General features: G+C 63.5%; 15 protein-coding genes. 2 read left to right on the top strand and 13 right to left on the bottom strand.

Going from position 1 to position 22,503, the window contains the following annotated elements; all coding sequences use genetic code 11:
- Positions 1–3 precede the first annotated feature (3 nt).
- Positions 4–627 carry a response regulator gene (locus DEHOM01_RS04980; RefSeq protein ID WP_016664734.1) on the bottom strand — a complete coding sequence of 208 codons (624 nt, stop codon included), beginning with the start codon at positions 625–627 and terminating at the stop codon, positions 4–6.
- 141 nt (positions 628–768) lie between these two features.
- Between DEHOM01_RS04980 and chrA the strand changes: the two genes are divergently transcribed.
- Positions 769–1,986 (top strand): chromate efflux transporter, encoded by a 1,218-nt coding sequence (chrA, locus tag DEHOM01_RS04975; RefSeq protein ID WP_061211770.1) that lies wholly within the window; start codon positions 769–771, stop codon positions 1,984–1,986.
- A 263-nt stretch (positions 1,987–2,249) separates the two neighbouring features.
- Here chrA and DEHOM01_RS04970 read toward each other — a convergent pair whose 3' ends face one another.
- On the bottom strand, positions 2,250–3,725 hold the full coding sequence (locus tag DEHOM01_RS04970; RefSeq protein ID WP_061211769.1) for an ApeA N-terminal domain 1-containing protein: 1,476 nt from the start codon (positions 3,723–3,725) through the stop codon (positions 2,250–2,252).
- A gap of 762 nt (positions 3,726–4,487) precedes the next feature.
- On the opposite strand from DEHOM01_RS04970, the gene DEHOM01_RS10345 reads away from it, so the two are divergent.
- The gene (locus DEHOM01_RS10345) at positions 4,488–4,595 is read left to right on the top strand and encodes a helix-turn-helix domain-containing protein (RefSeq protein WP_082738731.1); all 108 of its coding nucleotides are present in this window, start codon (positions 4,488–4,490) and stop codon (positions 4,593–4,595) included.
- A 699-nt stretch (positions 4,596–5,294) separates the two neighbouring features.
- On the opposite strand, the gene DEHOM01_RS04955 is transcribed toward DEHOM01_RS10345, so the two are convergent.
- From DEHOM01_RS04955 to DEHOM01_RS04905, 11 genes are all read right to left on the bottom strand, one after another.
- On the bottom strand, positions 5,295–7,337 hold the full coding sequence (locus tag DEHOM01_RS04955; RefSeq protein ID WP_061211766.1) for an ATP-binding protein: 2,043 nt from the start codon (positions 7,335–7,337) through the stop codon (positions 5,295–5,297).
- Between the two features lie 71 nt (positions 7,338–7,408).
- Positions 7,409–9,931 (bottom strand): HsdM family class I SAM-dependent methyltransferase, encoded by a 2,523-nt coding sequence (locus DEHOM01_RS09745; protein WP_156468304.1) that lies wholly within the window; start codon positions 9,929–9,931, stop codon positions 7,409–7,411.
- A 5-nt stretch (positions 9,932–9,936) separates the two neighbouring features.
- Complete coding sequence (locus DEHOM01_RS04945) at positions 9,937–13,158, bottom strand: type I restriction endonuclease subunit R (protein ID WP_061211765.1); 3,222 nt, start codon at positions 13,156–13,158, stop codon at positions 9,937–9,939.
- A 3-nt stretch (positions 13,159–13,161) separates the two neighbouring features.
- Complete coding sequence (locus DEHOM01_RS04940; protein ID WP_061211764.1) at positions 13,162–14,442, bottom strand: restriction endonuclease subunit S; 1,281 nt, start codon at positions 14,440–14,442, stop codon at positions 13,162–13,164.
- Positions 14,439–16,445 carry a type I restriction-modification system subunit M gene (locus tag DEHOM01_RS04935; RefSeq protein ID WP_061211763.1) on the bottom strand — a complete coding sequence of 669 codons (2,007 nt, stop codon included), beginning with the start codon at positions 16,443–16,445 and terminating at the stop codon, positions 14,439–14,441. Before DEHOM01_RS04935 ends, DEHOM01_RS04940 begins: the two co-directional genes overlap by 4 nt.
- Before the next feature lie 322 nt (positions 16,446–16,767).
- Complete coding sequence (gene mutM, locus DEHOM01_RS04930) at positions 16,768–17,730, bottom strand: bifunctional DNA-formamidopyrimidine glycosylase/DNA-(apurinic or apyrimidinic site) lyase (RefSeq protein WP_061211762.1); 963 nt, start codon at positions 17,728–17,730, stop codon at positions 16,768–16,770.
- Positions 17,731–17,742: 12 nt separating this feature from the next.
- The gene (gene rnc, locus DEHOM01_RS04925; protein WP_082738719.1) at positions 17,743–18,492 is read right to left on the bottom strand and encodes a ribonuclease III; all 750 of its coding nucleotides are present in this window, start codon (positions 18,490–18,492) and stop codon (positions 17,743–17,745) included.
- Positions 18,489–19,109: a YceD family protein gene (locus DEHOM01_RS04920; RefSeq protein ID WP_061211761.1), complete on the bottom strand. Its 621-nt coding sequence runs from the start codon at positions 19,107–19,109 to the stop codon at positions 18,489–18,491. The genes rnc and DEHOM01_RS04920 overlap by 4 nt, the downstream gene beginning before the upstream one ends.
- Positions 19,106–19,621: a pantetheine-phosphate adenylyltransferase gene (gene coaD / locus DEHOM01_RS04915; protein WP_061211760.1), complete on the bottom strand. Its 516-nt coding sequence runs from the start codon at positions 19,619–19,621 to the stop codon at positions 19,106–19,108. Before coaD ends, DEHOM01_RS04920 begins: the two co-directional genes overlap by 4 nt.
- Before the next feature lie 9 nt (positions 19,622–19,630).
- The gene (locus tag DEHOM01_RS04910) at positions 19,631–20,212 is read right to left on the bottom strand and encodes an RsmD family RNA methyltransferase (protein ID WP_061211759.1); all 582 of its coding nucleotides are present in this window, start codon (positions 20,210–20,212) and stop codon (positions 19,631–19,633) included.
- 2 nt (positions 20,213–20,214) lie between these two features.
- On the bottom strand, positions 20,215–22,443 hold the full coding sequence (locus DEHOM01_RS04905) for an ATP-dependent DNA helicase RecG (protein ID WP_061211758.1): 2,229 nt from the start codon (positions 22,441–22,443) through the stop codon (positions 20,215–20,217).
- Positions 22,444–22,503: the final 60 nt, after the last annotated feature.

The raw sequence follows: 22,503 nt of genomic DNA, 5'->3' as shown, positions 1-22,503 counted from the left end.
GCGTTACTTCCAGTCGGCTCGACGGCGCGAGACGACCCAGGCCGCGACCTGAGTGCGGCGCTGCAGCCCCATTTTGTGGAGGATGCCCGTGATGCGGTTCTTGACGGTCTTTTCGGCGACGCCGAGCTGGTCGGCGATTTCGCGGTTCGCGAGCCCGTCACCGATGTACTCAACGATGCGGCGTTCGACGGCGGAGAAGTCGAATTCGTCTTCGCTCGTGCCGCCCGCGGGCCACGCGGTTTCGCCGTTCGCCACCTTGAGGATCGTCGAGATGATCTCGGCCGAGCGCACGGATTTGAGGAGGAGCCCCGAGGCGCCAGCAGCGCGGGATTCGCGGATCGCCGCATCGTCATTGAACGAGGTGAGCACGAGCATGGTCTGGTTCTCGTTCTCCTGGCGGGCCGCGTTCATGACGTCGATTCCGGTACCGTCGGGGAGCTGGAGGTCCGTGACGAGGATGTCTGGCTGGACGGCGGGAAGCCGACGCTTGGCTTCGCCAACGGTGCTTGCCTCGGCGACAACGCTGAGGCGGGCATCCGCGTCAATGACGGCAACGATGCCGCGACGCACAACTTCGTGGTCGTCGACAATCATGACGCGGTACTGATCGCCGCTTACTTCGCTCACGCGGTACTCTCCAGTTCGTTTGATCGGGATCCTCACTTGTCCTACCTGGACATCCTAGCCGAACGGGGACCAAATGCCCCACTACAACACCTTTATGCGGGCGTATATGAGCGTGCGGCTGCGCGCTCATAAGATGGCAGCATGACAACGACACACGGTGCCGCTGCCGTTAGCTCTCGTGGCTCTGCGTGGGAGGTGCTCGTCGCTTTCTCGAAGCTGGGTGTCACCTCTTTTGGCGGGCCCACCGCACACCTTGGCTTTTTCCGTGCCGATATCGTCGACAAGCGCGGTTGGATAAGCGATGAGGAGTACGCGGATCTCGTGGCTCTGTGCCAGTTTCTTCCGGGCCCTGCCTCTAGCCAGGTGAGCTTTGCTCTCGGGCTCCGCCGTGCGGGTTACCTCGGGGCCTTCGCGGCGTTCGTCGGCTTCACACTTCCGTCCGCCGCACTCATGGTGGCGTTCGCGTATGGCGCGTCGGTGTTTTCGGGAATGGTGGGTTCCGGAATCCTCAAGGGACTCGTGATCGCAGCCGTCGCCATCGTTGCCCACGCCGTCCTCGGTATGGCGCGCTCGCTCACGCCGGATGCCCGGCGCGCGTCAATTGCCGTGGTCGCCGCATGCCTCGCTCTTGTGTTCGCCAGCGCAGCGGGCCAGGTGATCGCGATCGGTTGCGGCGTGCTTGCGGGTCTTGCGCTGTGCAGGTCCGACGCTTCTCCTCCCCCGAGCGTTCTGCGGTTTCCGGTGGGCCGCGCCGCCGGCGTGCTCGCGCTCGTTCTCTTCGCGGGGCTCCTCTTCGGGCTTCCCGTTCTCGCTCATGCCTCGAACAACGGCGGCTTGTCGATCGCCGATGCCTTCTACCGTGCGGGTGCTCTCGTGTTCGGCGGCGGGCACGTTGTTCTGCCGCTTCTCGAATCGGGCGTCGTTGAGCCCGGTTGGGTGAGTGAATCGGATTTTCTCGCGGGGTACGGCGCGGCCCAAGCGGTGCCGGGTCCGCTGTTCACCCTCGCGCCTTATCTCGGCGCGGCCTCGAACATGGGGCCAGGTGGCGTGGCCGGTGCAGTACTCGCTCTCGCGGCAATTTTTGCGCCGGGATTCCTGCTCTTGATCGGGGTTCTTCCCGCTTGGGACCGTTTCCGCACTGTCGTGTGGGCACAGTCTGCGATGCGCGGTGCCAACGCCGCGGTCGTTGGAATCCTCACCGCCGCCCTCTACTCCCCCGTTTTCACGACCGCCATTACCGGCGTCGGGTCTTTCTGTCTCGCTCTCGCATGCTTCGTGCTTCTGCACTCATGGAAGCTCCCGCCGTGGGCGGTCGTGGCGTGCGGAGCTGCGGGCGGGGTGCTCCTCCAAGCGCTCTAGCGCAGGCGCTGACAATAGGGTCAGAAGTGGCTCGAGCGGTTCTGGAACTGCGCCCGCGCGAGGGCACGATTGCACCGTGGGCACGGGCTTCTGTGCTTGCCGTCGGCCTTCAGCGACCGGGCGAAATAGTCGGACTCGACTCGTTTATAACGCTCACGAATGGTCAGTCGAGTCATCAGTCCAGTGGTGACTCAATGGAGACTCGACTGCCTTACGTGGTCTGGCTATGCGATCAAGGGTACTGGTCCTCCCCTTCGACGAGCTTACGCTTCGGGCGTCACGAGCTCCGTCCTCGCCCAACTCGCGATCATCCGGAGTTGTGGATGCTCCCTCACGATCGCTCGCTGACGGTCCGCGGGCATCCCGATCTCGTGCAAGAGATTCAGGATCACCACGCCCGTTGTGACCTCGACGACGGCGACGAGCTCCTCGAGCTCGTGCCTCGGGGTGCGCCCCTCATGAGCCAGGTCGTTGCGGGCCTTTACAGTCCTGCTGGCCCATCGCTCAACATCAGGAACGAGCACAGACACCGCCTCCTGGTCAGGCCGATTGACTAGCGCCCCCAGCCGGTCGCGGAGAGTCAGGTCGTTGCGGATCGCGGACTTGAGCCGCTCCCGCTGATCCTCCGGAGCCAGCTCAAGCATCGCCTCGCGCATCTTCTTGAACTCAGCATTCGGCATTGGGCGCTTTTCGATTCCGAGCGCCCGATGGAGGGCTTCGGCAGCGCCGACCGCCATGAGAAGACGGCTCTCGACGTACTGCGCCGGCGCGTACCTCAGCGCCAAGATCAGGTCCATCGAGGCCCGGAGGCGATCTCGCACAGCGCACCATCGCGGGACGATCTCCTCGAAGGGAATGTCCCTGCAGGTGAAGAACACTCTGCGGTGCTCGATGGCCTTTGCATCTCGCTCCCCCACTGCGGCGGGCAAGTAGAGCACCTCGACATAACGCTCCATCGGATGTCGTTCGGCCCCCGGTCCGTCTCCCGTCAGCTTTAGCCGCAGCCAGATCACCCCGGCAGCACGATGGGTCGCGAGCGAAATCAGGTCCTGCAGAGACTTCATCGATGCGAGCGCTTCCTCGAAGGAGCATGCCCCTCGCGGAGCGACCTGCAGGAAGACCGTGTCACGCATCCGCGCGGTCGTCCTCCCGCGAAGCTCGTCGAAGTACGGAGGATTGCGAAGGTGCTCAAGTGAGTACTCGGTGCCGTCGACCAGGACCGACGTGGATTCCATAGGCTTCGCCGAAATGGAGCCGCTCCCGTCGGGACGCTTCCCGTCTAGAACACCAATGGAAGATGAGAAAACCGTGACGGCGGACCAGCGCCTGAGGTTCTCGATCGAGAGTTGAAGTGCTTCGAACAGGGCGTCACCTCCGTTCGTAGCATGGACACCAATCAGCGCGGACTGAGCCGAGACCACCTGTTTGTCAGGACTCTGAACCCGGGGCCCAAGATTTCGGTTCGAGTTCGTAAAGTTGCACCCGAGCAGAGTGATTTCCCTCGCCTCGGCGACACCGTGGATGACCTCCCAAGACCGCACGCCATCGTGCTCAAGCATTACCCCGGGCTGAGGCGAGGAGAAGATCCGGTCTTCGAATGTACCGATCAACGTCAACCTCACACCGCCATCGCGGTCGTAGCGGAGCACGCCTGGCACCCGATCATCCGGCGCGTCAGGCAGCCACCACAGTCCGGACCACTCATGGGACTCAGCCAGATGCAGCGGTCCACTAGGCATGCGCTCTCCCCTACAAGACTGATGCCCCTGGAGTCCGGACTAGGAGGTCTGAATAGTCACCGGGGCGTACGCTGTCGATTCTAGCAGTGCCAGTTACTCAGCTTGCCACGGGCGTATATACATAACAGACCACACCGGCTTCTCGCACGGCAACCTGAGTAGCAGTTTTGTGACCTCGTAGCTCTAGGGCGTCACTCCGCCAACCTGCCCCCCCTCTTTAGCTTCGCCTCCTTCTCTGCAAGATGATCGAGAAGCACCTTACGTAGAACGATCTTCTGGTCCCGTGTCAACGGCTGCGAGGTGGCTCGAATCCTTCAAACATGTTCCTCTCGAGCCGCGTGGCCAAACACCTCATCGAGCTCAGAGACCCGGAGCCAAGTCTTAACCGTGTACCGCCCATCGCGATCCGTGGAGCCTTCTATGCGCGCCGTCAGAACCCCAGCCTTGGTCCGTCGGCGAATGGACTGAGGGCTGCACGACTCGCGCTCTGACGCCGCGGCAATGTCGATCCACTCATCTTCTGGCCCCATGCTCTACTTGCTCCTTCGCGTTGCCCAGATCCTGACGCGAATGCGATCACCCCGGGTTTTCGAATGTGGCTCATAGTCCGTGGAATCATGGTCATCGTAGCGAAATTGTTGAGATATGAGGGAGTCCGCGCACCGCATCGCATTCGGCGAGCATCTCCGCGAACTCCGCCAGGAGCGAGGCTGAGCGTCTCAGGAGGCCTTCGCTCACCACTTTGGTCTCGACCGCGCCTACATAAGCGGCCTGGAGCGTGGCCGCCGCAACCCCACGCTCGACATCATCGTCAAGTTCGCCCACGGGCTCGATGTCTCCCCATCGGAGCTCCTCAGACCTATTCCTTGAAAGCCGCCAGCTTCGTACGAATAGAAATCGCGGAAGCGCAGTGACTCCCGGGCTGCGATCGGCCCGTCCAAGCCGCACCCGGCTTGCACTAGTTAATGTTCACCGGGCCAGTACCTGTCACCACGGCAAATTGCCCCGTAGTTTCCCGCGTTCCTACCGTCGCTTTCGGCCCCGTGCACTGATGCGTATGTCGACACAGCAGGCACGAAACGTGGGACGGTCAGGAGAAGCTTGGTATTTACGCGTGCCGGAACCGGTGCGGTGAGTCGCGCCTTCATCATGGGGGCATGACACCGCACCTTGTCCTCACTCGTCTCGCTGAACTCCGCGATACGTTACTGGAGAGTACAGCACCCGAGGCGCGTCTCGAAGCCGAGGAGCGGCTCTTCCACGCGCTTTCAGTAGTCGCCGAGAGACACCGGCCTAACGAAGTCGAGGAGTACCGCCCGGCGAGCTTCGGTGACTCCTGCACAAGCCCCAAAGCGTTCAATCACCATCCGATCGGCGAGAGGTCCTGCGTCCACGCCGGAGTAATCGTTCGTTTGTAGTGCGCAACCTGTGGCGACGAGGACAACCAGGCCGTCGAGCAGCCGTGTGAAGAGTATCAATGCCTAATCGGTTCACCGGGCCTAGGTGACTGACTAGCCACGGTAATCCTCTGCACCCGGACGGGATAGCACCCCACCGGTGCAATGGCCCCTATGTCGACGGCAGCCCTAGCTTGTCGAAGAACGCCCGGTTCCTCTCCGTAGCCGCGTTCACAAGCCGGTCGAAGTTCACGACCTCGATGTACGCCTTGTTCGGTTCGTTGAATCCAAAGTAGCCGAGGCCATCGTGAGTCGGCCGCAAGTTCGCATACTCGCATCGACTGATCATCGTCGGCGTGAGATCGGCGACGATGTAGCAGAACGCCGGTGGGTCCTGGGACTTAGGAATCTGGCGGCCGGCTGCCGTTCGCACCCCGCCCTCCCGCACTCGCTTCACGTACTCGAGGCACTGCTGAATCGGATCTTTATCTTCGGTCGCGTCGTTGCGCATCGGTCGCTTGATCTCGACCACGACGATTGACGGTAGGGGTAGCGACTTGCCCTCGGCGGCGAGCACCGGCCGATCGGCAAGCCTCATCGAGAGTATGTCCGGCTCCTTCGTCGACTCCGAGCCCGTGATCGGTGTGCTCTTGAGCGTCTTGTCGGACGCCAGGTAGTCGTGGAACGCGAGACGCTCGTCGAGAATCCAGAGGTTTGAGGCATCGGTGCCGACCTCGTTCGAGTCCTTCCGCATCGGGAACAGCAGCGAGTGGATCGTCTCCTCGCGGCTGTACTTTCCGTGGTCGTCGGATCGGATCAGCTTGGAGAGCAAGTCGAGGATCTTGCGGCGACGGAACACATACGCGGCGAGGTCCGACTGGTTGATCTCGGTGACCTTGTCAAGGTATTCGGCGAGGCGCTCTTCGTAGTCTTCGAGCGGTGCGGAGCCGACCTCGGCGAACACGGCCTGTCCCTCGGCGATGGCGTCCGCCTCGAGCTTCTGCAGGCTGCGATGCAGCATGATCTCGAGGTCCTGGTCTTTGATCGTCGGATCGACAGTCACGCCCAGCGACTCGAGACGCGAGAGAACCGGACGATACCTCGGCGAGCGATTGCTCACGAAGTCGTTCACCCGCGCCTTACCCTCCTGGCGCGCGGCGCTGAGGGGCGTCGCAAGGATCCGCTCCACCTCCTTGAGCGCGGCCGCGCGGATGTCGTCCAGCGAAACGTCGTCGAGCAGTGACGCGCCGGCGACCCGATCCATGATGTCGAAGCCAGTACGGTCACTGCGAACGCGTGTGTCGAGAAAACCCGACGATAGGTAGCAGACGTAGGTAAATTCCGTGGCGTTCTCGTCCTTCAACCGACCATAGAGGCCGGGGACCTTACCAGTGAGATTCTCCTCCATCACCACGCGGCTGGCGGCGCACCAGTGGAGCCGTGGGCTCTGGTTGCGTGTTGACGACTTCAAGCAGAGGTTGACCATCTCGAACTTCTCACCCTTGACATCGATCGTGGTGGTCGGCATCTCTGAGTACACGAACTCGTGCATCAGGTCTTTCAGCGCGACGGAACTCTCACCATCGGACACCGTGATCTCGGGAGCGCCTCCCGGTCGAAGGAAGTACCAAATGCAGTGTTCGAAAATTTCGCGAGCGATTGCTTCGACAGTCTTCGCCGCGGCCTGCTGGTAGGACTCCTTGAAGCCGTCCAGGCGTACGACAGCGCCGGGTTCGGTGAGGCCTTCCGGCTCTCCGCCATGCTCGACCTCCCGGTCCATCGAGAACCGGAACCGACGACCGCAAAGCTCTCCGTCACTGTTCTTGTACGCGCTGCTGACGACAACCCTGTCGAACGCCTTCAGCCAGAGGAGGCGACCAACTCCCCGGCAGCCGAGCTCGGCCTTGTAGTCGGTGTCCAGAGTCTCAAAGGAGTCCATGTTCTCGGGGGTGAAACCCACGCCGTTGTCCTCGATGGCAAACCCTGTGATCGCCTTCTGCGGCGTACGGCCGGGTCCGGCCGGGCCGAGATCGAGCGAGTCCTGCAGCCTCCTGTCAATCCTGACGGCGATGCGTCCGTGTTCGACCGCGTCGCCAAATCGGTCATCGACGGCCTGTATGGCGTTGACGACCGCCTCGAGGAGAGGCAAGAGTGCGTGGCTCTTCGGCAGACTGGTGTTGCGAACTCGCCCTTTGAGTGACGTGGTCAGTGCCATGACGCTCTTCCTCTCTGTAGCTTCGACATCTTCACGCTAGCGGCGCGCACCGACATCGATTGCATCCGAGCTCACCGACGAGCCAGCTCCCCGAAGTCCGCCCGAAGGTTCTCCACGTGTTCCACCCGCTCGCTTTCCGGTCCATACTGGTAGCTGACCATCCGCACGCTCGTCCCCTCGGTGCGGTTGTAGAAGTACGTGGTGAACTGGGCGCTGCTCGGGGCGGCGCGCAGCTGAACGAAGTGGCCCAGGCGCAGCGGCGACTGCGAGCCGTCCCGGACAAGGTAAAGCTCGTCTTCGTACATGTGCTCGCCCACGGCGAACTCTCGAGCGGCGAACGGCGTGCGCGTTCCGACGGCGACCTCTGCGGTCTGGACGACGCTGTCGCGACGGTGCTTGGCGCTGCCCGGACGGACGAGCAGCAGCTGAGACCACACGTTCCCGAGGAGTCCGCGAAGCTCCCTGAGGTCCGAGACAAGCGAGTCGATCTGGGTTCTCAGCTCTTGCTCCGAGGTGTAGCCTGTGTGGCCAGACCACCGATTCCGCTTGCTGTTCAACTCGTTGAACTTCTTGACGACGTCCTTCGAGATCAACCGCTCGATTCCTGCGCGGCCGAGGTCGGCGAACGCCCGGCGGACGCGGGCCACGTCGTCGGCGTTGCCGTTCTCGAGCGCGCTGCGCAGGCTCTTCGAGGTCTTCTCGACGATGACCACCCAGGTGCCGAACGACGCCTTCTCGATGCCCAGATGATGCTCATGCAATGTCTCACGGATCGCCGCTTCGATCTCGCTACTACTACCAGGGTCGCTACGAGTCGCGGCGAGCAGGACGGTCGCGTGGAAAGTCACGATCGCCTCCCAGGCGTGGAGATAAGCGCGTTGCTTCTCCACCGCCGCTTGGGCCGACTCGGCGGTCCACAGCGCCGAGGCGATCGGGTACGGCAACTGTTCCAGCCACGCGGTCAGCGAGTCGTCGAATGCTCCCGCGATCTTGCTCACGACGTCGTCAGCACTTTCTGGGGCAGACCAGATGCTGGCTCGCTGAGTGCCGAGCTCCGCCTGGAACGAACCGAGCCGTTCATCCGCCGAGGCGAGGGCTAGTTGGACCCTGCGGTCCGGGAGCGGCAGGAGGAGTTCGTCGGCCCACCTCATCAGCGAGTTAGCGTCCGACCCCAGAGCCCGGAATTGATGGCCCGAACTGGCGACTTCGATGGCGCGGAGCCGGCTGGCGACGCCCTGCTCCGAATTAAGCCACGCCGCAAGGAAGGGCAGGTAGACCACATCGCTGTCGAGTCGAACGGACAGCACACGTCCGCCGGTGTTTGTCTCCGAGCCGTCGGTGGTGACTCTACCGGCCCCGGTCGTCGGCACGAACAGTTGGTGTTCGTCGTCTCGGTCAACCGCGTCCAGCATCGCCTCAGGCTCTCGGGCGAGAAGGCTGCTCAGGCGGCATTCGGGCCAGCCCTTCGCGGCCATGTCTCGGAGCAGTTCGCGCGAGTCATCGCCGAAGATGCGGCTGGGGTCGAGGTCGACGATCTCGCGTGGTTCCTTGTCCAACTCGATGCCGGAGTCCGGGCCATAGCGAGTCTCCAGGAACTGACCGTCGATCGCCACGTCGTTATACGTGGTGACGCGCCACGACAGCCGGTTTCCTTCGTTCGTGGTGCGCGACAGGCGTGCATCCCTGCGCGTGAATTGCCTGGTGCTGATGGACCGATTGCGCGGGCCCGCCTTCTTCGTCCTTAGCGCGGATTCGAGCGTGTCGAACGTCTCGACTGGAATCGATCTGCGGCCGTGCTCCGTGGTGAACATCGTCTGTAGGTCCGCGATCATCGTCTTCCCCTTGCCGACGTCATCGGCTCTGTTGGAGAAGGTCAGGAGGTACAGGGGGATCCACGTGTCCGGTGCGAGGCCATCGGGGAGACGGGTGACCGACTCCAGCAGGCCGGCGTCGACGATCCGTTGCCGGACAGCACCGGTTGCTCCGCCGGAGCTCAGAGCGCCGGGGTTCACCAATGCCGCGACGCGCCCCCCGCCCTGCTCCGCCGGGCGCAGCTTCTCCAGCGCCAGAGAGATGAACAACCAGGTGCTATCGGAGCGCTGCGGGAGGCCGAATCCGAACTCGCCGACAGACTGCCGCGCTTCCACTGCCGCAGACGAGTGTCTCCAGTGCATGCCCCAGGGCGCGTCGACGATCACCAGATCGGCGCGGAAGCCCTCGAAGGCGTCGTGCACCAGCGTGTCCGCATGCGCGATCTCAGCGTCGCGGATCGTCTCGAACCGGCGAAGGCTTTCCGACACTGCAGCCTCGTTGATGTCCTGGCCGCGATACCGGACGTTAACTCCCGAGGACTGCAGAGCGTCGACCAAGAGGTATCCGGCGAACCCCAATCCGGCCGCAGGATCCCAGACGTCGACAGTCGCGAGGCTCGGATCTAGGCGGCTGAGGGCGCCGATGGCAAGCGCTCGTGCCAAGGACTCACTCGTCGTGTGCTCCAGGCCGACCAGACCGCGGTTCCTGTCGGAGTACGGCACCGAGTCAGAGTTTTGAAGAACCGCGCTGATCGCCGGATGTGGAGCCTTCTTCGTCGCCATCCCGATCACTCGCCCTCGACGGAGGACTCTGCGGCACCCGGAGCTGTCTCGTCAATCGTCCGCATCCGACGCGACCGGTAGAGGAATTGCCCGATAAGGCGGATGAATTCATCGGCCCGGTCGCTCTCACCGGTGAGCGCTCCGGTGAGTTTCCCGAACGCGCCCTCGTTGAGCACAGCGGCGTCGGTGAGGGTCTCGCGCAACTCGGGCGAGGCCATAAACTGGTCCAGGGCATTGTGATCGATCTGGTCAGCGATGCGGGGGTCTTCCTCGGCCATGCCGGCCGCGGCGACGACGAACCCTTCGATCTGCGGGTCGGCGAACTCGGCCCCAAAGAGGGCGTTGATGCGATCGACGATCTCCGACAACAGTTCTTGCTGCGGGTCCTTCCCGATGACTCTAGAACCGATGCCGGTGATGCCAGGTAGCGGCGGGGTGTCCTGGTCGCCTGACAAGCCGATGTTCGCCTTGCCCTGGTCGATCTGACGGACCCGGCGCAGCTCGAGCCCGGATACGTCGACGTCAACGCTCTGCTCCTCGCCGGGCAACAGTCTCGTGAGCTGACGGAGAAACTCTGCGAGCTTCTCCAAATCACTGGTGCCGTAGTCGACCACCTGGGACATGAAGTCATACAGACGTACATACGAACCACAGTCCTTCCGGAAGGTCCGCAGATCGTCGAGCGCCTGTGAGTCCTGCTGTGCGTGCGCCTCGGTCCACCGGTTCACGAACTCATCCCGGGCTGGCGTCACCGCGGCAGCCAGTCGGGCATGCGACTGCTTCGGGACCCACCACGCCTCGGCGTACTGCTCGACGTCGGCAGGCGTGTAGATGCGCGCCTGCGCGAGCTTCGTCGCGAGCCTGTGCACGAGGTTCGGATCCGTACCCGTCTCGACGTGCGCCTCGAGGTAGTACGTGAGGAAGGCTTCCTGGATCTCCTCGGGGTCGTTAACGAAGTCGAGGACGAAGGTGCGGTCCTTCACCTCACCGGAGGGCGCACGGTAGGTGCGATTGAGCCGGGACAGGGTCTGGACCGCGTGCACGTCGGGGAGCTTCTTGTCGACGTACATCGCGCACAGCAAGGGTTGGTCGAAACCCGTCTGGAACTTGTCGGCGACGAGCATGAGCCGGTAATTCGGGCGGCGGAACTCCTTCGCGAGGTCGGAACCGAGCCCGGGGTTCATCGTCGCCTCAGTGGCGTCCTCCAGGCCGTAGTTCTCGTCACTGATCTTCCCGGAGAACGCCACGATCGACTGGTACCCGTACCCCTTCTCGGCGAGGTACTTGTCGGTCTCGATCTTGTACCGCACCGCAGCCTGGCGAGAATCCGTGACGACCATGGCCTTGGCATGCCCGTCGAGCAGGTGCGCGACGTTGGCCCGGAAGTGTTCGACGATGATCTCGACCTTCTGCCCGACGTTCGTCGGGTGCAGCTTCGCGAACCTTATGATCTTGCGCGTGGCGGCTTTCGGGTCGACGAGTCGATCCCCGTCCTCACCGTGGGAGAGCTCGGTGACGAGGCCCTTCTCACCGCGCCGCTCGATCTCGAAGGCGGTCTTGTAGGTCTGGTAACCGCGCAAAACGTCGAGGATGAAGCCCTCCTCGATGGCCTGCCTCATCGGATACACGTCGAACGAGACGGGTTTGCCCTCGTCGTTCTCCCGCCCGAAGAGCTGTTTGGTCTTCGCCTTCGGTGTCGCGGTGAACGCCAGGAGCGACACGTTCCGAGCACCCGCACGCGCAGCGGTCTCGGCAGCGATCTGCTGCTCGCGGGCGAGGTCGGCTTCGACGGTCTGGTTGATGACGTCCTGGCTGTCGAGTTCCTCCTCATCGGTGAACTGACCACCGTCGGTGAGGACCTTCTTGAGATCGCCCGCGGTCTTACCCGACTGTGAGGTGTGGGCCTCGTCGACGATCACCGCGAAGTTCTTGTGCCCGAGGGTCGTGTCGAGAAGATCCTTCACGTAGGGGAAGGTCTGAATGGTGACGACGACGATGAGTGCCGACCCGGTGAGAGCGTCCAGCAGCGCCCGGGACTTGGAGCCACCGGAACGACGCACTGCTGTGGAGTCGATGACGGCGACGGTGCCGACGGTGTCATCGACCTGCTCGACAGCCTGCTGCAGCTGAGCGTCGAGGACACGCCGGTCGGAGACGATGAGGACCTTGTCGAAGACCTTCTCGTTCGAGGTGTCGTGGAGGCGGGCGAGGCGGTGTGCGGTCCACGCGATCGTGTTCGTCTTGCCCGAGCCGGCGGAGTGTTCGATCAGATATCGGTACCCGGGGCCCTCCTCGGTGATCGTCTCCACAAGCTTCTTCACCGCACGCCACTGGTGGTAGCGCGGGAACATGAGCGCGGTGGAGCGTTTGATCTTCCCCGTAGCCGGGTCCTCGTTGACCTCGGTCCTGAGGAACATCTGCGAGCCGAGCACCGCCAACAGGTTTTCGCGCTGGAGGACTTCCTCCCACAGGTAGGACGTCGCAGCACCGTCCGGATTCGACGGGTTGCCGGCCGCCCCGGTGTCCTCGTGACCGCGGTTGAACGGCAAGAAGTACGTCTTCTCCCCCGCGAGCTTCGTGGTCATATGCACCTGGTCGTCATCGACCGCGAAGTGCACGAGCGCGCGGGTGCCAAACCCTAGCAGCGGCTGGCCGGCCGGATCACGGTCCTTCCGATACTGGGTGACCGCCGAACGCCACTCCTGCTTGAAGAAGGATTTGAGCTCGCAGGTCGCTACAGGAAGACCATTGACGAAGAAGACGAGGTCGATCGACCGCGAGTCACCACGTTTGGATGAGAAGTGGACCTGCCGGACTACACGCAGCCGCACCTTGCGGTAGTTCTCCGTGACAGCCTTATTGAGCGTGGTGGCCGGTTTGAACTGGCACATGCGCAGGTGCGCCGTCGCTCCGCAGGTGTGGGAGAACTTCCGGCGCAGGACGTTGAGCGTGCCACCGCCGGAACTCATGGGCATATCGAGGTGGGTAACGAGGGAGTTCAACAGCGCCTCGCGATCCGCGGCTTCCGCGCCGGTGCCAACGCGCACGACCTTGGCGTACTCGTCTGGCTGGGTCTCTTGCAACCACCAGTGCACGTCCTCGGGCCAGATCGCCCGTTCGACGTCGTAGCCGGTGTCCGTCTCGCTGTACTCCCAACCGTGAACCGCGAGGTACTCGGCGATCTCGGTCTCGAACGCAGCCTCGCGTGTACCGTCCGGTGCTGCCATGGTTTAGCTCGCTTTCCGTGCTGTGCGTACGTCGATCTGCCCCGTCACCGCCGCCGTGATGAGCGCCGAGCGACGCTCCTTGGCCAGGGCGATATGTTCTTCCGATTTGGCGATCAGGACGTCGATCTGAGCAGTCTGCTCCTCGATGTGCTCGACGATCGCACGCTGCTCATCGATCGGCGGGATCGGTAGGGGCAGGTTGTCGAGGTCGTTCTGCTTGATCCGGCGGTCGAACGTCGTGTTGGACCGGGTGTACAGCTTGTACTGGTCGAAGTAGGGCGCGGAGCGGAGCACCGCATGCAGGTACCGGGGGTTCAGCGCTGTGTCGATCTCGAACACGCGGTAGTCAGGGCTGACGGCTCCCCGCTTATCCGAGACTCCGATCGCACCGCCGATCAACCACATCGGGTTGACGACGAGATCGCTCGGCCGCGCCACGAAGTATCGAGGGATAGACACGTCGGAAGCGTTCTGCTGGATGGCCATGGTCGAACGATCGATCAGATGGCCCTTGACCGTCAGCGACAGCATCATCTCGGTCCCTGTGACGTTGCGCTCCTCCCGCGCCAGGCAAACCGTCTTAAAGCGCTCCATACGCCACGAGCATGGTGATCGCGCGAGCCAAGGCTCGACGGCCAGCGAGCTCCCCCACCGCGAGAAGTCGTGCTCGCCCCCTTCTTCGCCCTGGAGGCCCATCAGTGCAGCGGTCGTGATGACCGTGAGACGGCGCTCCTCGAGATGACGGATGAGTTCCTCCTGCTTGGCCACGAGCGCGTCGATTTGGGCCGTCTCGTGGTCCAGGTAGTCGGCGATGGCATGTTGCTCGTCAACATGCGGGAGTTGGAGATCCAGCGACATCAGGTCAGTGGCTGTGATCGCTGGATAGGACACACCGACGCTGTTCGCTACGACCTTGTCGACGAACTCGTCGCCCTGGAGCACGTAAGCAAAGAACCGCCGGGAGATGCCCGCCCGCGGGTGCAACACCGCGAAACCTGTCGAAAAGACCAGTTTCTCGTCCGTCTCGGGAACCGTCGCTACCGCGCGCAGATACGTCCGAACTGTGGAGATGACAATGTCACCCGGTTCTGCCAATCTGCGCGCACGGGATGGGGCGTCGCCGAATCGAGTTGTGTCATCGGGGATGTCCATCGTGCCTTGTCCAACGGCACCGATGTCGACGTACTTGAATGTGCGGTCATCACACGTCGACTCCGAAAGCACATGTCTGTTGCAATCGGCGACGTACTTGAGGCGCGACCGTTCCCATACCGCCGGGCTCACGACTCCACCTCGCGCAGCAACGTCATGATCTCGCCGACGACCCTCTCGAGGTCGGCGTCGATCTCGTCGAGCGGCCTAGGCGGATCGTAGGTGTAGAAGTGTCGGGTAAATGGAATCTCGTAGCCCGTCTTCGTCTTTTCCCAATCGACCCAGGCGTCGTGGACGTAGGGCTTCACCTCGGCGTCGAAGTATGCCTCAACGGTCTCGCGGAGCGCCTCGTGCGTCTTCGGGTGACCACCCCACCCGAACGGCACGTTCTCGGTGTCACGCAGCGCCGGGTCGGGCTCGAGATCGCCCTTGTTCTTCCCCGAGATCGCACGGCAGTAGTCGGCGGTCTCGTCATGGACACCGATTGTCTGCCAGAGCTTCTTGCGCTGGGCTGCGGAGAGATCGACGCCACGGCTCTTGACGTGACCACCAAGCTCTTTGTTGAACTTCTCACGGTTGAGGTAGACCTCGTCACCGAAGGACGCGAGCGCCTCGGCGAGACCCTCGACGTTCGCGAGGGTCTTCTGCTGGGAAACGGCAGCGATCGCTTCCGGAGTGCACTGGAAACGAAGCTGCAGCGGGCGCTCGACAGTGACTGTCCAGTACGCGAAGTCGCGGTTCGAGAAGGTCTTGACGGGCACCTGCACGTCGGCGTCCTCGTCTTGCGTGCCGGCGAAGGCACGCACGATGTCCTCGCGGTTCTGACCCGAGATCTCCATGCGCTTGTTGCCAATCGACTTGCGCATCTTCGTACCCAGCGCGGTGGCGTCGATGAGCCGAACGGTGCCTCGGCGTTCGTCGGACTTCGAGTTCGTGAGGATCCACAGGTAGGTGGCGATATCGGTGTTGTAGAACATGTCGTTCGGCAGTGCGACGATCGCCTCGACGAGGTCGTTCTCGAGCATGTGGCCACGGATCTCGGATGGGCCGGAGCCCGCACCGCCGTTGAATAGTGGAGAACCGTTGAGGACGATGCCGGCGCGGCCTCCGCGTCCTGTCTCATCGACGTCACGCATCTTCGCCGCCACATGCAGCAGAAACAGCATCGCGGCGTCACCGACACCAGGCAGGCCCGGCGCGAACCGTCCCTGGCCACCCCGGGCGTGCTCGTTCTTCACCTCTGCCTCGACGGCTTTCCAGTCGGTTCCGAAGGGTGGATTGGAGAGCACGTAGTCGAAGCGACGGTCCTCGAACCGGTCCTCGAAGAGGGTGTCGCCCTGCCGTACGTTGCTCGGGTCCTGGCCCTTGATGAGCAGGTCGGCTTTGCAGATCGCGTAGGTTCGGGAGTTGATCTCCTGCCCGAACAGCGCAATGGATGCGTCCGGGTTGAGGCTGTGCAGGTGCTCGTCGGCGACGGTGAGCATGCCGCCGGTGCCGACTGTCGGGTCGTAGATCGACCGGACCGTGCCGCGGTCGCGCAGCGCCTCGGTGTCCTCGGCATAGACGAGGTCGACGAGGAGCCGGACGACGTCACGGGGAGTGTAGAACTGACCGGCACCATTGTTGGCCGACTCGGCAAACCTGTAGATCAGGTTCTCGAACAGGTCACCCATGTCAGCGTTGGACACACCTTCAGGTGACAGATCGATCTTCTCGAAGTGGTGGACGACCTGTGCTAACCGATTGCGTTCTTCGAGCAACTTGATGACGTTCTCGAAGCCGAAGGACTTGAAGACGTCCAGGTTCGCTGAGAACCCGCTCACGTAGTCGATGAGGTTTTCGGCGAGGTTGTCGGGGTCCTGCAGCGCCTTCTCGAGCGTGTAGTCGCTCGTGGTCCAGAAGGAAAGACCTGCGTTGTCCTCGGTGCGCGTGCGGATCTTCAGGTGCGTGCGGCGCTGCTGCTCCCCGCTGTACTGCGCAACGACCTCTGCCATGACCTCACGGTGCGGCTCCATAACGCATTCGAGGCGGCGGAGCACGGTGAAGGGGAGGATGACGGAGCCGTACTCGGACTCTGCGTAAGGTCCGCGCAGAGTGTCGGCGACACTCCACACGAAGTTGGACAGGACTGACACGGCAGGCGATTCTCCTTATATTTGAGATAGAGCGACGATGTGACCTGATCATATCGATCCAATCGCGCGCAACCGGGTTCCGACGCGTCGAGACCGCGCTCCACGCGAAGCCCTCGCGCACTGAAACACATGCGCAACTCACTGCCCGGAGCGCTCGTTCGAATCTTGGGACACCCACAAGTCTCGATTCAACTCGCTGGATGTACATGCTCGAACGTAAGAAGAGAGTTTCTTCCCACTATGCACTCATGTACGACGGGTCGAGACCGTTGTCCCTTGCTCAGGGACCGAGCAAACAGCCATGCTCCGCAGGAACTCGGAATCAGCGTTTCCGCTGGCAGGACGGGCAGAAGTGGCTCGAGCGATTCTGGAATTGCGTCCGCACGAGGGCACGATTGCACCGTGGGCATGGGGTGCCGTGCTTGCCGTAGGCCTTCAGTGACCGAGCGAAATAGCCGCTTCGGCCATCGACGTTCACGTATAGCGCATCGAAGCTCGTTCCGCCCACCTCGAGGGCGCGCTGCATGACTTCACGGCACGCCCGCAGAAGCTCCTTGACCTTTCGACTCGAGATTCCGATCGCGGGGCGCGCGAAATGCAGCCGCGCCTCCCATAGGCCCTCGTCAGCGTAGATATTCCCGATCCCGCTGAGGGTGCTTTGATCCAGGATGACGGATTTGATGGGGGCCGTGCGCCTACGGATCCGGCGCACGAGGAGCTCTTCATCGAGACAAGGATCGAGCAGGTCACGGGCAATATGCGCCGCGCTTTGCGGAATGAGCGGAAGATCGGTGCCCTCGCCCCCTGCACGAGCATCGGCCGTACCGATCAGCGGGCTTACGTGCATCCCGCCAAAAATCCGCTGATCCACAAAATCGATGCGCGCACCGCCCTCCATGTGAAGGCGAATGCGTAGGTGGGTCGCGGGATCTGGCGCGGGTCCCTCGCTCACGTGCGGTTCCGACGTTTGACTCGCCCCGCGCACTTCCCCGTCGCGAACACGAAGCTGGCCGCTCATGCCCAGATGCATGACGAGCGCTTCGCCGTGCGCTGAAGGAATCGAAGGAGCGTAGCCGGCGTCGGATAGCGGCGCCCACAGGAACTTTCCTCGCCTCGCAACCGAGCGAATGCGGCGCCCCTCAAGCTGCCGCACGAAACTTTCCGCGCCGCCAGAGTGGCGTTTGAGCGAGCGTGCATCGAGCACCTCGACGCGTTCGATCACGCGCGAGGCCATGTACGGCTCGAGGCCTCGACGAACGACCTCAACCTCGGGAAGCTCGGGCACCGCGGGCCTGCCTTACTCTTCGAACATCGTGAATGTCTCGCCGCGTGCGCTGTAGTACGCGAGGACGGCCCTGCGGGCGGCCTCCATCTCGGCCCCCTTCTTGCTCGTGCCTTCGCCCGTCCCCGCGAGGGTGTCGCCAACGCTCACGTGCGCGCAGAAGTGTTCGGTATCGCCCGCTGTCCATTCCTCGTACGTGTAGGCGGGGACAGCGCCAAGAAGTGCGCCGATCTCCTGCAGCCGCGACTTGTAGTCGAATGCGCCGAGCATGAACGTGTCGTCGTCGAGGATCGGAGAGAGGAGGTCGAGCACGAATACGCGGGCCGCTTCGGCGCCGAGGCTCAGGTGCACGGCTCCGATAATCGCTTCGACGGCATCCTCGAGCACGGAATCTCGGTCGCGCCCTCCCGTAAGGGACTCACCCTTGCCGAGCTTGAGGTAGGCGCCGAGGTTGTGCAGGCGCGCGATGTGCGAGAGGGCGCGCGTGCTCACGACGGTCGAGCGGCGTCGGGAAAGAGAGCCCTGGGATGCGTCCGGGTAGGTGCGGTACAGGTGGTCGGCGACGGCGAGGCTCAGCACCGCGTCGCCGAGGTACTCGAGGCGTTCATTCTGTGGGCACTCGTCGTTTTCGAAACTGTAGGAGCGGTGGGTGAGCGCGAGGTCGAGCAGGTCGGGATCGAGCTCGCCCTTCAGCGGGAGCGAAGCCAACAGACCGCTGCGATCCTCGAGGTGCGGGATAGGTTGCCGTTTGCGCTTACGGCTCACTTCTCCTCACCCTCGCGATCGTCGTCCTGCTCGAGCAGTCCGGCGAGCGCCGCAAAACGCGGGTCGTAGATGACATGCTCGTGGTCGGGATCGTCTTCCATACGCATGCCGCACTGAGAGCACAGGCCCGGGCAGTCTTCGCGGCACAAAGGTTGGTAGGGCGCGGCCATCGCAAAAGCGTCGTGAACGAGAGGGCCGAGGTCGATCACATCGCCCTCGAGTACGGGGACGTCCTCGTCTTCGAGCTCGGCCGGGACCTTCTCGGGGTAGCTAAACAGTTCGTCGAAGCGCACGTCGAGGTGGTCGTCAACCGGGTCGAGGCAGCGCGAGCACTCGGCGTGGACGTCCGCGCTTGCCGTCCCGGTCACGTAGATGCCTTCATCGACCGATTCGAGGCTTGCCTCGACCGTGATGTCGTCGCCGGGCCTTACGGCAAATTCGGGATCGCCCACGGGCTGCGTGGAGGTTGCTGCCCGCGAAATGGTGCGCTGCGAGCCAATTTTATGGATGAGATCGATCGCGTCGATCTCAAGATCGAGCCCCGCGTTGAAGGGCTTTTCAGCCTGAGCGTCCTTCTTTCGAGTGCGCGGGGTGCTCTTGCCCTTCGCGTCGGTCATGATTGCTCCTTTGAGTCTACGGCTGGTGTGGTGCATGCAGCGGCGAGGGCGCGCGTTGACGCATCCGGAAGATAAAGGCTCACGTCACCGCCAAGCGAGAAAATCTCTCGCACGAGTGAGCTCGAGACGTGCGCGAGAGCGGGATCCGTCAGGAGAAAGAGCGTGTCCAGCCCGCCGAGGTCCATATTGGCCCGCGCCATGGGTTCCTCGTACGCGAGGTCCTGGGCGTTTCGTATTCCTTTGACGAGGTGGGTTGCGCCGAGTTTCTTCGCGCCTTCGACAAGGAGGCCACCCGGCAGCGTGTCAACACTCGCTCTATCGGCAAGGCCCTCGCGGGCAAGCGTCTCACGAATAGCTTCGCAGCGCGCGTCTAAGGGGATGCGCGCGCTCTTATGGGGGTTATGGGCGACTGCCACGATCACGCGGTCGCTGAGCGCATACGCGCGCCTCACGAGATCGAGGTGCCCGAGAGTGAACGGATCGAATGACCCCGGGATAAGGGCGGTGAGCATGCGTTAAGCCTACCGGCTTGCCTCCGTGATCGCTGGATCGAGGTAGGTGAAGTATTCGACTCTCGTGTCCCCGAAATCTCGCGCTCCCTCGTCAACGAAATAGGAGGGTAGCGGAGTTTTTTCGCTTCGCGCGGAGCGTTCGAGCACGATAGTCGCCTCATCGGAAAGCTGGCCGGCTGCACCGAGGCCGGTCACGAGGCGCGCAAGCTCCTCGGTCGCAACGGCGTAGGGCGGGTCGGCGCACACGAGCGTAAAGGGGGCCTCCCGGCGGGGTCCGACGCTTGCCTGGCCACACTCGACCCTCAGGCTTTCGTCGAGGCCAAGCGCTCGGGCGGCCTCGCCGATGGCTTTTGCCGTGGGGCGATGCGCCTCGACGAGGACGGCGAAGTCCGCGCCTCGCGATAGTGCCTCGAAGGCGAGCGCGCCGGTTCCGGCGTAGAGGTCGAGAACCGTCGAGCCGCGCACGGCGCCCCACGAGTCGAGCCTTGAGAAAACTGCTTCGCGCACGCGATCACTCGTGGGCCGGGTGCGGTTCGTGGGAGGTGACGGCACGGTGCGTCCGCCGAGTCGTCCGGCGATAATGCGGGGCACGGTCAGCTCCTTTCGAGGTTGTCGACGCCGCGAGCACTGTGGCGCGCAATCGCGGCATCGAGGGCATCGTGTTCGCTCGCGGACGGCGCCTCGAGGCTACTTGTCGTAAGCGCCCCTCGAGACAGGGCTTCGGTCACGAGAGCGTCTTCGCGGGCCTCAAGGATCATACGCGCGTCGCGGCCCACGTCGAGGAATCGCACGGCTACGGACGTTCCCGATTGAATATCGCCGACGAGGTCGCCGCCGCCGCGACGCTCGAGATCCAGCTCGGCGAGAGCAAATCCGTCAGTGGTGGAGGCAAGTTCTACGAGCCCGTCGTGCTGCGCGCTCTGGCGAGGGAACCGCGTGGCAAAGAACGCGATTCCCGGATGCGCGCCTCGACCAATACGGCCGCGGAGCTGGTGAAGTTGGGCGAGGCCGAAGCGCTCGGCATCAAGCACGAGCATGACGCTCGCATTCGGCACATCGACTCCCACTTCGATCACGGTCGTCGCCACGAGCACGTCAATGTCACCGGCGGCAAACGCCTCCATGCGCTCGCGTTTAATGTCGCTTGGAAGCCGGCCGTGCAATTCCTCGATGCGAAGCGCGTCAAAGCCCGGTTTCGCCCGCAGCATCTCGAGCGTGTGAGTGACCGCATGGAGCGGGCGTTCGCTCCCGAACGGATCCGCGGGGGAAGCGGCCTGCGCTGGATCCTCCGGATCAATGCGCGGACACACGACGAATGCCTGGCGGCCGGCGTGGACTTCCTCGAGGACGCGCTCCCACATGCGCTCGCGCCACGCGGTATCGCCCAGGGGAACGACAAATGACGACACCTCGGCCCCCTCGCGGGGTCGCCCCTCGAGCGTGAGCAAATCGAGATCACCGACGAGGGCGAGCGCAGCCGATCGAGGGATCGGGGTCGCGGTCATCACCATCATGTGCGGGCGCAAGTCGCCGGGTCCCTTGGACCGCAGTTGGCGGCGGTGATCCACGCCGAAGCGATGCTGTTCATCGATAATCACGAGGCCGAGCTTCAAAAAGTCGACGCTCTCGGTCAGCAGCGCGTGTGTTCCCACGGCGATCCCGGCCTCGCCACTCATGAGATCGAGAAGGCTCTCGCGTCGCTCGGAGGCCTTCTGGGCGCCGACGAGCAGACGAACGCGAGTCGCCGACTCGTGCGCATCAAGGTGACCGCGGCGCGCAAGGTCGCCAAGCATCGACGTGATGGTCGAGTAATGCTGCCGTGCCAGCACTTCCGTCGGGGCGAGAAGCACGGCTTGGAAACCGGAATCGACGGCGCGCGCCATCGCGCGCAGCGCCACCACGGTTTTTCCCGAGCCCACGTCTCCCTGGAGCAGGAGCGACGTGGGGTGGGGTGCAGCAATCCTCTCGGCGATCTGCTCCCCCACGTCCTTCTGTGACGAGGTCAAGGTGAACGGCAGCCGCCCATCGAGTGCCCGGCTGAGGTCCCCGTAGGTCCCGAGCTGCGGGGCGGCGTCCTGAACGTCTTGTGCTCGGCGCCTGGCGAAAATCGACTGGATGACAAAAGCCTCTTCGAAGCGGAAATACCGCAGGGCGCATTCGACCTCCGTTTGGTCGTGAGGCGCATGGAGCATCCTCGCCGCCTCAGCGATCGTGGGCAGGTCGCGCTCACGCCTAATCGCGGCAGGAATGACGTCGCGCAGCTCGTCGACGTGCCGCAGCACTTTTGTCAATAGCGAGCGCATGAGCTTCTGCGTCGCTGCACCGCGAAGTGGATACACGGGAGCAGGCTCGAGCGCAGCGGCGACCGCCCGGGCCTCCTCCGGCGAGGGGTCGCTTGCAAGCAGAAGGTAGTCGGGGTGCGCGATCTGGTTTTCCCCCCGAAAACGCGAAACCGTTCCGCTCACAAGCACGCGCGTGCCCTCGCGCAGCCTGCTCATGTGCCAGTTGACGAGGTGCGCCTTGAAAAGAAAGAACGTGAGTTGGATGCTTTCGCCCTCGTCGTCGCACACGCGCACATCAAGGAGGGTGCCCTTGCGATTCTTCATCGCGCGCTCACGCACGCGTTCGACGGTCGCGATGACGGAGATGTCGTCGCCCTCGCTCAAATGGCGCAGGTCGCGCAAGGGACCGGGCGAGGCATAGCGGCGTGGCGGAATGCGCACGAGGTCCTCGACATCCCCCGCACCCAGTGCGCGCGCGGCGGTGGTTTCCTTGGGAGTCAAGAGACCCGCGGGGAAACCGTCGGCCTTCGCCTTCACCACGCTCGCTCCTTTCGCCCCGCCATCACTGACGGCATTCTTTCACGACCGAAGTCGCGATGT

The organism is Dermabacter hominis NBRC 106157 (genome assembly GCF_001570785.1).
Lineage (GTDB): Bacteria > Actinomycetota > Actinomycetes > Actinomycetales > Dermabacteraceae > Dermabacter > Dermabacter hominis.
Note: the sequence above shows the minus strand (reverse complement) of the source record. Positions and strands in the feature narration are given on the sequence as shown.

Excerpts from the sequence above, each read along its gene's own strand:
- chrA (WP_061211770.1), top strand. The coding sequence starts at position 769 with ATGACAACGACACACGGTGCCGCTGCCGTTAGCTCTCGTGGCTCTGCG.
- DEHOM01_RS04970 (WP_061211769.1), bottom strand. The coding sequence starts at position 3,725 with ATGCCTAGTGGACCGCTGCATCTGGCTGAGTCCCATGAGTGGTCCGGA.
- DEHOM01_RS04945 (WP_061211765.1), bottom strand. The coding sequence starts at position 13,158 with ATGGCAGCACCGGACGGTACACGCGAGGCTGCGTTCGAGACCGAGATC.
- coaD (WP_061211760.1), bottom strand. The coding sequence starts at position 19,621 with ATGCTCACCGCCCTTATCCCGGGGTCATTCGATCCGTTCACTCTCGGG.
- DEHOM01_RS04920 (WP_061211761.1), bottom strand. The coding sequence starts at position 19,109 with ATGACCGACGCGAAGGGCAAGAGCACCCCGCGCACTCGAAAGAAGGAC.
- DEHOM01_RS04955 (WP_061211766.1), bottom strand. The coding sequence starts at position 7,337 with ATGGCACTGACCACGTCACTCAAAGGGCGAGTTCGCAACACCAGTCTG.
- DEHOM01_RS09745 (WP_156468304.1), bottom strand. The coding sequence starts at position 9,931 with ATGGCGACGAAGAAGGCTCCACATCCGGCGATCAGCGCGGTTCTTCAA.